At 64.9% G+C, this 13,120-nt stretch carries 13 protein-coding genes; 3 read left to right on the top strand and 10 right to left on the bottom strand.

What is annotated here, in order from left to right; genetic code table 11:
• Positions 1 to 110: 110 nt before the first annotated feature.
• From NM2_RS20995 to NM2_RS21010, 4 genes are all read right to left on the bottom strand, one after another.
• Positions 111 to 830: a hypothetical protein gene (locus NM2_RS20995; RefSeq protein WP_067671366.1), complete on the bottom strand. Its 720-nt coding sequence runs from the start codon at positions 828 to 830 to the stop codon at positions 111 to 113.
• A gap of 1 nt (position 831) precedes the next feature.
• Positions 832 to 1,647: a hypothetical protein gene (locus NM2_RS21000; protein WP_157121210.1), complete on the bottom strand. Its 816-nt coding sequence runs from the start codon at positions 1,645 to 1,647 to the stop codon at positions 832 to 834.
• A gap of 99 nt (positions 1,648 to 1,746) precedes the next feature.
• Positions 1,747 to 2,295 (bottom strand): TetR/AcrR family transcriptional regulator, encoded by a 549-nt coding sequence (locus NM2_RS21005; RefSeq protein ID WP_169816209.1) that lies wholly within the window; start codon positions 2,293 to 2,295, stop codon positions 1,747 to 1,749.
• 120 nt (positions 2,296 to 2,415) lie between these two features.
• Complete coding sequence (locus tag NM2_RS21010; RefSeq protein ID WP_067671375.1) at positions 2,416 to 3,060, bottom strand: TetR/AcrR family transcriptional regulator; 645 nt, start codon at positions 3,058 to 3,060, stop codon at positions 2,416 to 2,418.
• Positions 3,061 to 3,153: 93 nt separating this feature from the next.
• On the opposite strand from NM2_RS21010, the gene NM2_RS21015 reads away from it, so the two are divergent.
• A complete protein-coding gene (locus NM2_RS21015) occupies positions 3,154 to 4,728 on the top strand; it encodes a phytoene desaturase family protein (RefSeq protein ID WP_067671378.1) in 1,575 nt (524 codons plus the stop codon).
• 153 nt (positions 4,729 to 4,881) lie between these two features.
• On the opposite strand, the gene NM2_RS21020 is transcribed toward NM2_RS21015, so the two are convergent.
• From NM2_RS21020 to NM2_RS21040, 5 genes are all read right to left on the bottom strand, one after another.
• The gene (locus NM2_RS21020) at positions 4,882 to 5,745 is read right to left on the bottom strand and encodes an esterase/lipase family protein (protein ID WP_169816210.1); all 864 of its coding nucleotides are present in this window, start codon (positions 5,743 to 5,745) and stop codon (positions 4,882 to 4,884) included.
• A 334-nt stretch (positions 5,746 to 6,079) separates the two neighbouring features.
• A complete protein-coding gene (locus NM2_RS50255) occupies positions 6,080 to 7,102 on the bottom strand; it encodes an acyl-CoA dehydrogenase family protein (RefSeq protein ID WP_067671384.1) in 1,023 nt (340 codons plus the stop codon).
• Complete coding sequence (locus tag NM2_RS50260) at positions 7,099 to 8,229, bottom strand: acyl-CoA dehydrogenase family protein (protein WP_067671387.1); 1,131 nt, start codon at positions 8,227 to 8,229, stop codon at positions 7,099 to 7,101. The genes NM2_RS50255 and NM2_RS50260 overlap by 4 nt, the downstream gene beginning before the upstream one ends.
• A 40-nt stretch (positions 8,230 to 8,269) precedes the next feature.
• Positions 8,270 to 9,052 (bottom strand): enoyl-CoA hydratase/isomerase family protein, encoded by a 783-nt coding sequence (locus NM2_RS21035; protein ID WP_067671390.1) that lies wholly within the window; start codon positions 9,050 to 9,052, stop codon positions 8,270 to 8,272.
• Between the two features lie 279 nt (positions 9,053 to 9,331).
• On the bottom strand, positions 9,332 to 10,162 hold the full coding sequence (locus tag NM2_RS21040; RefSeq protein WP_067671393.1) for a mycofactocin-coupled SDR family oxidoreductase: 831 nt from the start codon (positions 10,160 to 10,162) through the stop codon (positions 9,332 to 9,334).
• 298 nt (positions 10,163 to 10,460) lie between these two features.
• Between NM2_RS21040 and NM2_RS21045 the strand changes: the two genes are divergently transcribed.
• Both NM2_RS21045 and NM2_RS21050 read left to right on the top strand, forming a co-directional pair.
• The gene (locus NM2_RS21045; RefSeq protein ID WP_067671397.1) at positions 10,461 to 11,258 is read left to right on the top strand and encodes an enoyl-CoA hydratase/isomerase family protein; all 798 of its coding nucleotides are present in this window, start codon (positions 10,461 to 10,463) and stop codon (positions 11,256 to 11,258) included.
• Positions 11,259 to 11,377: 119 nt separating this feature from the next.
• Positions 11,378 to 12,085, top strand: coding sequence for a TetR/AcrR family transcriptional regulator (locus NM2_RS21050; RefSeq protein ID WP_084531393.1), 708 nt, complete (start codon positions 11,378 to 11,380; stop codon positions 12,083 to 12,085).
• 229 nt (positions 12,086 to 12,314) lie between these two features.
• On the opposite strand, the gene NM2_RS21055 is transcribed toward NM2_RS21050, so the two are convergent.
• Positions 12,315 to 13,118, bottom strand: a complete 804-nt coding sequence (locus NM2_RS21055; protein ID WP_067671402.1) for a hypothetical protein — start codon at positions 13,116 to 13,118, stop codon at positions 12,315 to 12,317.
• Between the last annotated feature and the right edge of the window lie 2 nt (positions 13,119 to 13,120).

The raw sequence follows: 13,120 nt of genomic DNA on the forward strand, positions 1-13,120 counted from the left end.
TCCGTTGAGTGGCGGCGGGAACCGCTCCCCCGCCGCTGCCCCCGAGCCGCACAGGCTCGAGGGCAGCAGCGTCCCCGCACTCCGCGATTCCCGATAATCGAGTTGGAGTATCAGACCGTGGCGTAGTCGCGCGCGGCGGCGGGGTCGTACTCGGGCGCGCGAATTACGAGCCATGTCATCACCAGTGCCATGACGAGTGAGGAGAGCCCGACCAGGATGTACGTCGGTGTCTGGAAGTGCGGTCCGAAGAAGAAGGTCGACGCGGTGAAGTAGCAGACCGTCATCATCAGGAATCCGCCACACATGCCGAGCGACATGCCTCGTCGGCTGCCGTGGCGCAGCACCGAGATGATGGCGCTCCCCGGGTAGCTCAGGACCGTCAGTGCGAAGATGTCCAGATAGATCGGGTCGTCCATCGACTGCTTCAACCAGGTCCACGCCACGATCATCGCCGCGCACCCGCCCAGTAGGCCGAGGCGGTACTGCCATACCGACAGAGTCGGCGCCAGCTCGTCCTTCGCGTACTTCAGCGTCTGGACGATGAAGGCGATCTCGAACGCGACGGTGAAGATGAGCAGAACCCAGAACAACTTGGGGAACCAGTGGTGGTAGGTGCGGAACCAGGTGTTGTAGCGGGCCACGAAAGAGGAGTCGTGCGCGAACCAGAAGAAGGTCAGGAATACCGGGATCGGGTAGGTACGGTGCGCCTTCGCCACTTTGAGGGCCGCGAAGAACCAGATGTAATTGCCCAGCATCGCCAGGCCGCAGAGAGCGAAGACCGGGACGGTGTGGGCGTCGAGCGCATCGAAGATCGGCTGCGGATTACTCATGTCAGACGCTCCCCATCGCGATGCCGGCCACCTGCGGAGCGGCTGCCGTCTCGTTCGTCCTTGCCCAGGGCTTGCGCACCGCAAGGCTGACGATCCACGCCAGGACGACAGCGAAAGCGCCGCTGCCCAGCGCGCCCAACGCCAGATAGAAGTGGTTGGTCGTCCCGCTGTGGAGTGAGACGGCCAGCGGAAGCGAGGTCATACCCTGTGTCGCGAACATGAGCATAGGCACGGCAGGGATGAGCAGCCACTGCTGGCGCTTGGGCAGCACCCGCTCGAGCCCGGCGACACCGGCGGCGATGCCGAGACAGAAGGAGACATACGTGAACGGCGTGAAGAATGGGACATCGCCGACCACGAAGGCCTGCGGTCCGTAGTAGATCCAGGTCGGTCCGGCGGTCTCGGTCACCAGGATCTCGAATCCGATGCAGAACGACAGCGTCGCGAGCCAGGCCGCCCAGAACTGGCGCGTGGTCACGCCCTTGCTCGCCCTGCGCAGCAAGGCATACGCGCCGAAGGGGAGATACCAGAAATAAAGGATGCCGATGAAGGCTGGGATGTCGCGACCGAACGTGTGAATCCAGGTGATCTGGCCGTGCTCGGTGTAATACACGTGTACGAGCGAATCACCCAGGGCTTCGTAGGGTATGGCCAGTCCCGCGCCGATCACGAGGAAGATCAGCAATAGGTCACCTCGACGCCGGGATTCGACGATCGCGTAGCCGATCGACAGCAACGCGAGCGCCGACATGCCCACGATCAGCACCAGTTGGCCGATATGCGGCATCGGGACATCGGAAGGGACGGGAAGGTCCATGGCGAGCTCCTAATACTCCATCACTCTAGCGAGCAATCACTCGCTAGAAGATAGTGCGCCACGTCACTTTTGACAAGCCGCGTCTCAAAAAGTGGGCCGCTAATCCCGAGAACCGGTATGCAGCGTCGCGCCCACCAGCATCCGCGTCATCTCGGCCAAAAGACGTTCACCGCCGAGCGGAGCGGGAAACAGCGTGTCCTCGAACATGGTGGTCGCGACCACGGTGGCGGTGGCGATGCGTACGGCCACCGGCACGTCGAAGTCCAGGCCGTACGTCCGGGCGATGGCTTCCCCAACGGTCTCCAGTCGAGAGAGTGCCGGCTGCGCACCCCCGGTGAGCGGATCGGCCGACGCCAGAGCGGCGATCAGATGCCGGTTCCGGGCGACCAGCCCGTGCAGCTCGACGACGAACTGCTGCAGGACCAGCGCAGGGTCCCCGCCGGGAATCTCCGCCGCCATCCACTTCGCCGTGAAGTCCTCGAGGAAGCGGTCGAAGGGGCCGAGGACAGCGGCTTCGTAGAGTTTCTCCTTGGTTGGGTAGATGCGGAACATCGTCGGCTCGGCGACGCCCGCGCGGCGGGCGATCTCCTTGGTCGTCGCGCCGCCATACCCTCGCTCGGCGAAGGTCTCCACAGCGGCGGCGAGCACCAGGGACCGCACCTCTTCGGATGTACGTCGAGGTCGGCGGGCGCGGCCCGCGGTGCGGGTTTCGGGAGTCACGCCCTGCAACCCTAAATGACGCGCCGTCGACCCTGCCGGGGTGACCGGCTACGGTCGGTGCGAAATCCCGTGCAAGATCATGGTGACGACCTCCTGCTCCTGACGTGCATGTGTGGGCCGGACCTGGCCAACGGGATATAGCCAGTCTTCGTGCAGCACCATCGAGAAGATCATCCCGACGGTGGCAGCCCACGTGGCGACCGGGTCGATATTGCGATAGTGGCGAGCGTTCCCTTGCTCGAGGAGCAGCTTCTGCATCATCGACATCGCATCGGCGAAGCGGCCACCGATATCGGACGCTATTCGATCGAGGGAGTTGTCCTTGCTGTCGGCCTTGACCGCGATGATGGTGAGCAGCATGCTCTTGTGCTCGCGCAGGAGTGCGAAGAAACCTCGGACGAACTTCGTCACCAGCTCCTGCGCCGGGGAATCGAGCGGTTGTCCCTGCACCGCCTCGGCTACATAGCCATCGATGAACTGAGCGAACGGCTCTACAACGACGCTCTCGAAAAGACCCGCTTTCGATCCGAAGTGACGGTAAATGGCCGGCTCGGTCACACCGGCACGGTCGGCTATCCAGCGCGTGCGAGTGCCTGAATAACCGTGCTGGACGAACAACTCGCGCGCCGCGTCCATGACCAGAGTCGCGACCTCATCGGTGGCTCGTCGGGATCGCGTGTTGGAAGTTGTCATGCCGAAAACCATACGCGGAATCAGAATCGCTGACAGCACTCGTCCTTACAAGATAGTATCACTATCCTAAATTCGGGGTTGGAAGGTTGCCATATGAGTGAATCGTGGGACTACATCGTCATCGGGGCCGGCCACAACGGCCTGACCGCCGCCTGCACACTCGCCGAGCGGCAGAACCGTGTGCTGGTCGTCGAACGACAACCGGTAATCGGTGGATGCACGACCAGCCTGCCGAGAGTCGCTGCGGCTCCGCATCACCTTCTGCATATCGGTGCGATGGACGATATGTTCATGGCGGGTACCAGCCTCGCCGAGGAACTGCGACTGGCTGATTACGGATACCAGGCGATTCAGCTGGACCGCCCCTATGGCTGGATGAACGAGGACGGCGACACGCTGATCCTGCACCGAGACATCGAGCGCACGCTGGCTGAGATCCGCTATTTTTCTCCGCGGGATGCCCAGCGCTATGCGCAAATCAGCGCAGTGCTGAACTGGCTGGTGGACCTGCAGGTACGGCTCGGCAGCCGGCATCCTTCCGAAGTGAGCAAGCTCGACCTGCTCAAAGCGGCCGGCAAAGTAGGTATGAACCGGAAGCTCCGGTCGTTCCTGGGCAAGATGCTTTCGATGAACATTTTCGAAATCGTCTCTGAAACCTTCGAATCGGAGGCGCTTCGCGGGCTCTGCGCGTACTGGGGCAGCATGTTCGGTCCTGCCAGCCTCGACGGAAGCGGAATCTATCTGGCCGGATTCGCCGCAGTGCACCGCGGCCGAGGTGTTTTGCGGGCCCGTGGCGGTATGAGTGTCATGGTGGAGGCATTGGCCGCCTCGCTGCGCGCGAGAGGTGGAGACATCCGATGCGGTCATGGTGTGGACCGGATCCTTGTCGAAGAAGGGCGCGCGGTGGGAGTACGACTCTCCGATGGTGTCGAACTGCGGGCACGGCATGGAATTCTGAGCAGTTGCGCGCCTCAATACACGCTCGGCTCGATGCTCGAAGAAGGTGTGCTCGACGCACACCACAGTCTGCAAGTCGAGATGCTGCCCGCGAATGCCGCCAACGTGGCGTTGTTCAAGATAGATATGGCTATGGGCGGGCAGCTCTCCTATCCGCAGGCGCAGGCCGCCCGGAACCGGCGGGACGGTCTCGACCTGAGGCCCACCACATTCATGACCGGAACTCTCGAAGATCACGTCGCGCAATTCCATGTCGTGACCAACGGCGGAAACGTGGATCTGCCACCGGTATATATGTCGATTATGTCGGCGGCTGATCCCAGCCTCGCCCCGAATGGACAAGACGTGCTCTATCTGCTCACCAACTGCGCGGCGCGACCGGTAGCGGGATGGGATACCGAGAAGAGCTCTTACAGCCAGGCCATGATGAAGTCTGTATCGCGATACATGGGTGGGTTGGCGACCGAAATCGGCCGGGTCGAGCACTCCCCGCTCGACTTGCAAAATGTCCTCGGGTTGCCGAACGCATGCTTCTTCCACGTGGATATGACGCCCACCCGGCTGGGCATGAACCGCCCGGCCGCGGGTCTCGGCGGCTACGGTACGCCGGTCGATCGGTTGTATATCGCCGGATCCGGCGCGCACCCGGGTGGTGGCGTCAGCGGCTGGCCCGGCCGGCTCTCCGCCCGATATGCGATGAGTAGTCGATAGTAGGGCATTGGCCCGCTGCCCCGCGGCGTTCTCCCGGGCCTCGGCGAGGACGGCGCGGTGCGGCATCGCCCCCCGCCAGGTCTATTCCCAGCGCCGGTATCGGCCGAATGCGCGAATAATCAATCCCGTCGGCGAATCGTTTACCATCGCGTGTCAGTTTATGATCGGCAGTACGAGCCGACAATCAGGCGGAATGGCATTCGACGGATCCAGATAGTTCCGCACGATACGAAGGGCGATCTCGTTGTAGATGTAGAGGCTGTGATCACCGTAGTAGTTGTCGCAAGAGTCTTGAATCAAGGCATTCGTCACGTTCGGCCCCTCCGGGAGTGCTGCTTCCCCGGGCTGTATGACGGTATCGGTCCGGGACAGGATCGTCACGTAGCGCACGGTGGGACGGGTCAGGCCGCCCGCGGCCGTCTGCCGGACGAATTCGGAATCGGTCGCGACATCGATCTCCGCGGGCAGGACTCGGCCGACCGGTGGCGAGACGACCGGGTCAGTGGCAAGCCAAGGCAGAATGCCGAATACGCCTATTCCATGACTGGGCGGCGCGGCCGCTATCAGGGCGCCGACCGCGTCCGCGCCGCCGTGTCGGTTGACGTAGTTCAGCGCAACGAGCCCACCTTGTGAATAGGTGACCAGGTCGACCTTCGCCGCGCCGGTCGCGGCCCGAACCGTCGTGACGAAAGCGGCGAGTTCCGCGGCGGATTTGTTCATGGGGCCGACTTGGCGCCAATACGGCGCGGCTCCGGGTTCGTAGCCGTAGTCGAGCCCGAACACACAGTAGCCATCGGCACGCAGGCGCGGGGCGTACATCGACCAGTTCATGTACATATTCCCGAACGTCCCGTTCACCAGGACGACCGGCCGGGGATGCGCCGCGGTGGGCTTGCAATCGAAGTCGTTCATGCCGGTCGGCAGCGCGTCCGGATGCTCGAGCGCGTATCGGATAGCGCTGACCGCATTGGTCTGTGGTGGCCCCTGGACAACCGGCTGCGAACGTGCGTTCGCCACTGTTCCGGCTGAGATGGCCAGTGCCAGAAGGCAGGCCGCCGGCACCCGGGGCGCAACGCCACATAGTGTCTTATGAAGTCGAATCATGCTTAACAGAGCCAAGATTGCTCCTCAGTCAGCCGGGCTGGACATCGGATCCGATGCATTGAGCTCGCCTATCGAGTTTCACATCCCGCATCATGCATGTCAACGATCGTTCTCGCATGGTCGGCAGGTAGACGGGTCGGCGCGCCCCATGACGGAACCGCGCGTGTGAAGGACCGCCGAGGGTCCTCCACGCGCGCGCACCAGCCACGTTCGGATACCGCGGGCTCGACCCGGGTGACCGAAACGCTCAGTTCGTCGCGGTGAGCTCGCACCACAGGGCGTTCTCGCCCTGCGCCAGCGTCGCATCGCCGACCAGCTCGGACCAGCGGGCCTCGCTCTGGACCGCATCACGCCACGCCCACAACTTCGTGGTGAGCCGGTGCAGCGGGTATTCGGCCGTGATGCCCATCGCGCCGTGCAACTGGTGGGCGATCCGGGCCGTCTCGGTGGCGCTGGTCGCGCAGACGATACGAGCCACCGCTGCCGCAGCGAGTACCGAATTGTCCTGCGCCCCAGACGAAGACAGCTCCACGGCCCGATCGACCGTGGCGTCGGCCTGTAGCAACTGGGTTCGGATGGTCGCCAAACCCGCTGCGACAGAGGGGATCTTGACCAGTGGCGCGCCGAATTGCTCTCGCGTGCGCACATACTCCCGGGTGAGATCGTAGGCGCCGCGGACAGCGCCGAGCACCGCCGCCGACCACAGCACCCCGAGCCGGGCCAGCACGACATCCCGCTCGGGCGCCGATGCCAGCACCGCACCGCGCGCGGCGGTGAGGACGACGGTGTCACTCTGTTCGCCCGCGAGATTCACGCCGGGCTCGACCGATACGCCGGGATCGCCGATCATGAAGCTCACCGGGGATCCGGCCTCCGGATACACGATCACGCGGTCGGCGCCCCGAGCCCACGCGACCCCGCCCAGTCGGGCGGTCACCGGGCCCTCGCCGTCCCACGCCTCCGCGGTAACGGCGATCACCGACAGGCTCGCGGGGTCGATGTGCTGCCCGGCCTCGGCCAGCACCCAGTTCGAGGTTGACGCCTCGATCAGCGGCACGCCGATACCGTGCTGCCCCAATGCCTCCGACAGCACGGCCAGATCGGCAAGGGTGCCGTCGGCCCCTCCCGAGGATTCCGCGATCCCGACGACGTTCAGGCCGAGTTTCACCATCTCGGGCCAGATCTGCGGCAGCTCGCCCGCGCCGCCGCCCGGGCCGGCCGACTCGGCAAGGTCGGAGATCAGTTCCCGCAGAGGCGATTCCGCGCTCATATCCGCGACTCCTGTTTTGCGATGATCGAGAGCAACACATCGGCGGCGCCGCCGCGGATGCTGAAACCGGGAGAGGCGAGCAACGCCTGCCCCAGGAGACTGTCGGGTGTAGCGGCGCTGCCGCCCAGTACCTCTCGCGCGAATTCGATGACGTCGCGCTCGAAGGTGTTGCCCAGCAGTTTGAGCGTGGCAGCCTCCTGCACGGGCGCCCGGCCGGCGTCGAGGTGCCGGGCGACATCCCAGCACATGCGCCGCAGCGCGGTCAGCCTCGCCACCAGCGCGCCGAGGCGGCCCTGCAGATTGCGATCACGTACCTCGTCGGCTCGATCCACGATCGACGCGAGCAGTGGATATGTCGAGAGCACCCGTTCGGGACCGCCGCGTTCGAAGGACAACTGCTCGACGACCTGCTTCCAGCCCTGGCCTTCCGTGCCGATCAGGTGATGCTCGGGCACGAAGACCCCGTCGAAAACCGTTTCGTTGAAATGATGTTCGCCGGACATGTCGACGATCGGCGTCACCTCGACGCCCTCGGCGTGCATGTCGACCACGAACTCGCTCAATCCCAGGTGTTTGCGCTCGGACTTCTCGGTCCGCGCCAGCACGTAGGCGTGCGTCGCGTGATGGGCCCCGGTGGTCCAGATCTTCCGGCCGGTGATACGCCACCCGTCCCGCACCCGCTCGGCCGTGGTGCGCACGGCCGCCAGATCGGATCCGGCGCCCGGCTCGCTCATGCCCAGGCAGAAAAGGATTTCCGCGCGGGTGATGCCGGGCAGGAGTTCCTCGCGCAGCCGGTCCGAGCCGTGCCGCAGGATGGCGGGCCCGATCTGGCGGTCGGCGATCCAGTGCGCGGTCACCGGCGCGCCCGCGCGCAGCAGTTCCTCGGTGACCGCCAGCCGGTCGACGTTGCGGTATTCGCCGCCGCCGTATCGCCGCGGCCAGGTCATCCCGATCAGGCCGCGCGCGGCCAATTCCCGGCTGAATTCCAGGTCGAATGAGCGCATCCACGAATCACACTGCGGCACATAGCGTCCGGAGTGCTTCCAGGTGGCCGTCAACTCCCGGACGGTGCTGCGCAATTCGTCGTGATTCAGCCGCGCCGAACCCTCGGTTGCAACGGTCGACATCTTCTTCCCTCTGAGTTCTCTTGTCCCGTACCAGTTCCCGCTATCGCCGCCGGAAGACCGGATCACGCTTCTCGGTGAATGCGGCGAACGCCTCGGCCGAATCCTCGGTCGAGGTGATCACGGCCATATGCGAGGAGATCATGTCCAGCGCGGTGCGCAGATCCTGATCCAGACCCTGATACACCGACCGCTTGATCACCTGGACGGCCAGCGGCGCCCTGGCCGCGATGGCCCTCGCCAGCTCGTACGCGGCGTCGAGCACCGCATCGTCCTCGTGCACCTCGGAGACCAAGCCGATCCGCAGCGCCTCGTCTGCGCCGACGAAGTCACCGGTCCACAGCAACCGCAAAGCGTTTGCCACTCCGACGATCCGGGGCAGGTAATAGCAACCGCCATCGCCGGGCACCAGGCCGACGCGAATATAGCCCTCGGAGAAACGAGCAGACCGGCCGGCCAGGCGGATATCGCACATCAGCGACATATCCATACCCGCTCCTACCGCCACCCCCCGGACCGCGGCGATCGCCGGCTTCGACAGCGCCTGCATCGCATATGCGACCTGATGTATCCGCCGGCTCAGATATTCCTTCTCCGCCAGCGGTCCCCGCTTCTCCCCCTTGAACTTGCCCAGATCCACCCCGGAGCAGAACGCGTCGCCCGCCCCGGTCAACACCACGACCCGGACGTCATCGTCGGCCTCGGCCTCGCGCAGCACCCGCGCCCACTCATCGATCATCTCGAGGGTGAAGGCGTTCTTACGCTCGGGACGATTCAGCAGGATGGTGGCGACACCATCCTTGACCGAGTACTCCAGATCACTCACTGCTGCTCCCGTCCGCTGTCCAAGCGCGAATCGTCGCCTGCTTCCTCAATATTGATACACAGTTTCTCACAACTACACGCGACGCATCAACCATGGCGTCCACCACGCCGGATCCGAGAACCGTGAGCATAAAAGGCTCGGGCCGGATCAACGTTGATCCGGCCCGAGCGCCGCCGGCAGCCAGAGTGGGACTGCCCGCGCGGTGTCAGATGCCGACGGAAACGACGCCCTCGCACCGCATCGCCGAACATGGCGAGGGACGCCACCCGCGGTGACCCGTCAGCGGTAGTTGGTGAAGCCGGCGTCGACGACGACCGTCTGACCGGTGACGTACTTCCCGGCGTCGGAGACCAGGTGCAGGATCGTGTCGGTGACGTCCGAGCACTCCAGCAGCCCGTTCGGCACCGGCAGCGGGTTCTGCAGGTTTTCCGCGATCTCGGGGAACTGCTGCACGTAACGACCGAACGCCTCGTTCGCGACCATGGGCGAGTTCACCCCGGTGGGATGCACGGTGTTGACCCGAATGCTCTCCGGCGCAAGGGTGTTGGACAGCGTCCGCATGATACCGACCACACCGTGCTTGGCCGCGGAGTACCCGGTGACGCCGGGGTTGCCCTCGGAGATGCCGCCAACGATGCCGTTGGTCGAGCTGGTGATGATGATCGAGCCGCCACGGCCGCCGGACCGCACGTGCGGGATCGCCGCGTAGACGGTGTTGTACACACCGATCAGCATGACCTCGACGGCGGAGACGAACGACTCGCGCTGCAGCCGCTCGTCACCCGTGATCGGCATGATGCCGGCGTTGGCCAGCACGATGTCCAGGCGCCCGAACTCACCGATCCCCGCCTCGAGGACCTGCTGGACGGCGTCGAAGTCGCGCACGTCGGCGACTGCCGCGTGGATGCGGCCGCCGGCCTTCTCGACCAGCCGGATGGTCTCGTCCAGATCCTCGCGAGTGGCCAGCGGGTATTCGACCTGCGGGTTGTCGGCGCACACGTCGAATCCGATGATGCTGGCGCCTTCCTCGGCCAGCCGGACCGCATGCGACCGACCCTGGCCCCGGGCGATGCCCGAGATGAAGGCGACCTTGCCCTCTACACGTCCCACGAGTTACCTCCACGATTGTGTCCGCATCGCTGATCCGATCCGGGAGCGGCATGTACGGAATATTTGAGCCCACTCGTCTCTAAATACTAGTGGCTGATCTCACATCGGTCAATAATCGATTATCCACCGAGGTCGAGGCGGGCTCTCGACGGCGTTGACCGGCCGTTGTCCCAGGGATACTATTGAGACGATTCGATTCATAAATCCTCCCAAGCGCGGATCTGGTCCGGACGGGTGTCCGACTCTGCACGCAGCAGCCTCATCACGGCGCGTCAACGGAAAGGACCGGCGATCACGAATGGCGCCACAACCGGCAACCCTCGAGGTAACCACCCACGAAAACGGCGTGCGCGAGATCATCTTCTCCCGGCCGAAGCTGCTCAACCGCTTCGACGAGATGCTGCACCACGAACTCACCGACACCCTGGTGGCGACCAGCACGGACGACCGGGTGCGCGCGGTGGTGCTCGGCGCGCAGGGCCCCGCCTTCTCCGCGGGCGGCGATTTCGAGTTGATGGAGAACGCCTACAAGGACCCCATCACCCGGCGCGCCATCGTAGACGACGCTCGACGGCTGCTCGACGCATTCCTCGACCTGCCCCACCCAGTGGTCGCGGCCGTGCAGGGACCGGCCATCGGACTCGGCGCGACGATCGTGCTGGCCTGCGACGCCGTCGTCATGGTGCGGTCGGCCTCGCTGGCGGACACCCACGTCAACGTCGGGCTGGTCGCGGGCGACGGCGGCTGCCTGGTGTGGCCACAGGCCATCGGCATGCTGCGGGCCCGCCGTCATCTGCTGACCGGCGACCCCCTCGACGCGGTGACGGCATTCCGCCTCGGTGCGGTCACCGATCTGGTCGACACGCCGGAGGAGGCGTTGCCCGCCGCGCGGGCGGTGGCGGACCGCATCGCCGCGAACGCGCCGCTGGCGGTCCAAGGTACGAAGCGGGCGCTCAACCGGGTGTCACAGCAGCGCGCCGGAGAGGTCGTGGATCTGTCGCTCGCCTACGAGGAGCGCACCCTCGGATCCGAGGATCTGCTCGAGGGAGTCGCCGCGTTCCGCGCTCGGCGACGCCCACGCTTCGCGGGCCGATAGGCCGGATCCACAGTGGGCGTGGACATGCCACACGCATGGAGCGGTCGGCTGGATATTGAGACGGGTAGGATGTTATCAATCCCGTCCGAGCAACCGAGCCGATCGAAAAGGTGGACGACGTGCCCGCCCGCAAGAACGCACAGGAAACCGCGGCGCAGGCGCCCGCGCCCCGCGCCAACGGCGCACGGCCGCGCGGGCGCCCCCGGCGGGAGATCGACCTGACGGCGGTCGCCGATGTCGCGGCGAAGCTGTTCAACGAGCAAGGTTACGACGCGGTCTCGATCGAGGCTGTCGCCGAAGAGCTTTCGGTGTCACGCGCGACGCTGTACCGCACCGTGCCCACCAAAGAGGATCTGCTCGGGATGGTGCTGGAAAGCAGCACCGCCGAAGTGCACCAACTCGCTATCGAGGCACTGGAGGCCGCGGCCGATCCGAGTGAGGCACTGTTCGGGCTGATCCGGATGCAGATCGCTGCCGCGATCCGGTTGCGCGACTATCTTTCGGTGTTCTTCGGCGGTGCGGGCCTGCCACCCGACACGTACGCCCGGTGGCGGGTATGGGCTCGTGACTACGAGGACCTTTGGGTGCAGGCCGTCAGCCAGGCGATGGACGCCGGCGTGCTCGAACCGGACGATCCGAAGCTCACCACCCGGCTCATGCTCGGAATGATCATGTGGATATGCCGGTGGTACCACCCCTCGCAGAATGTCAGCGCGGACGAGATCGCCGATTCCGCTATCAAACTCATTCGCCGCGCCTCGGCGCCGAACGCCGAGGAACCCGCCCCCTGGGTGCCCTTGCCACCAGTGTTCTCGGACCGCCGGTAACCCGGAGAACGCATCACGATTCCGGGGCGAGAAGCTTGGCCACACCGACGATATCGGTGGCCCTTCCATCGGATATGGAAGAACGGCAGGGCGCTGGCCACGAATCGCGTGTGGCCGGCACCCGACGCGAGCGATATTCAGGACCGATGCCGCGAGGAACCGTCGATCACCCTCGTGCCGCTGACCTTGGTCGCGACCTTGCCCTTACCTTGCAACCGGCGCGTGAGCCTCAGCGACGATCGGGCACAGTTGTGTATGACCCCGCATCGCGGGATCCGGCTTCTTGGGCGTCCCCGGGTCTCGGCTTTGTCTGTGTGGTGGCCGCGTGCTCGCGTTCTTGTGTCCGGATGGCTCGGAGTAGGCAGATGGACATCATCACCATCCAGAAAGTGAAGGACGGAAGCGCGATCCACCAGGAGAAGAAGCCGTCCCAGGCGAACGGTCCATGTTTGAAGAAGGGGTTGAGGATCGCGCCCTGCACGTCAACCATGACGAAAATGTTGAGATAGGCCAGCCAGCGCGGGAAGACCGAGGGGCGGGATTTGTCGGCGAGCACCGCGAACGCAAATGACATTCCTTGGAGGAGCACCACCAGGCCGGGGTTGAGGAACATGAACCAGCCGAGGTCGTTGAGGCGCAGGGTGATTTCAGGGTTGTCCAACGGACGAAAGGCTGCGGTATTCCAGATCACCACGGGAATGATGAACACCAAGGTGAATGCGGTGCCCATCGCCAGCTGGGTGTAGGCCATCACGGAGTAACGGCCTTCGATCCGTTTCATCTGAGTCGTGATGGCTGCGGTCCATGCGCCGTAGAGCACGCCGCCGAGCGCGACGAACACGGCTCCGAGCCTGATCGAATTGACATTCGAGGCGTAGCGTTCAGCGACCATTTCGGCGGTATCGAGCGGGCTGATAGGGGGTACCCATCGTGCGAAGACGGCCAGGCCCATGACCCAGCAGAATGCGGCCACGAAACCCATGTAGGCGCAGACACGTTGGCTGGTGAAGTTCATCGGATCGTCTCTGGTCATTC

The sequence above is a fragment of the Nocardia miyunensis NBRC 108239 genome (assembly GCF_001613065.1).
Classification (GTDB): Bacteria; Actinomycetota; Actinomycetes; order Mycobacteriales; family Mycobacteriaceae; genus Nocardia; species Nocardia miyunensis.

Bases quoted from the DNA above. Each gene is read 5' to 3' on its own strand.
- NM2_RS50255 (WP_067671384.1), bottom strand. From the start codon at position 7,102: ATGAGCGCGGAATCGCCTCTGCGGGAACTGATCTCCGACCTTGCCGAG.
- NM2_RS20995 (WP_067671366.1), bottom strand. From the start codon at position 830: ATGAGTAATCCGCAGCCGATCTTCGATGCGCTCGACGCCCACACCGTC.
- NM2_RS21015 (WP_067671378.1), top strand. From the start codon at position 3,154: ATGAGTGAATCGTGGGACTACATCGTCATCGGGGCCGGCCACAACGGC.
- NM2_RS50260 (WP_067671387.1), bottom strand. From the start codon at position 8,229: ATGTCGACCGTTGCAACCGAGGGTTCGGCGCGGCTGAATCACGACGAA.
- NM2_RS21000 (WP_157121210.1), bottom strand. From the start codon at position 1,647: ATGGACCTTCCCGTCCCTTCCGATGTCCCGATGCCGCATATCGGCCAA.
- NM2_RS21055 (WP_067671402.1), bottom strand. From the start codon at position 13,118: ATGACCAGAGACGATCCGATGAACTTCACCAGCCAACGTGTCTGCGCC.
- NM2_RS21045 (WP_067671397.1), top strand. From the start codon at position 10,461: ATGGCGCCACAACCGGCAACCCTCGAGGTAACCACCCACGAAAACGGC.
- NM2_RS21010 (WP_067671375.1), bottom strand. From the start codon at position 3,060: ATGACAACTTCCAACACGCGATCCCGACGAGCCACCGATGAGGTCGCG.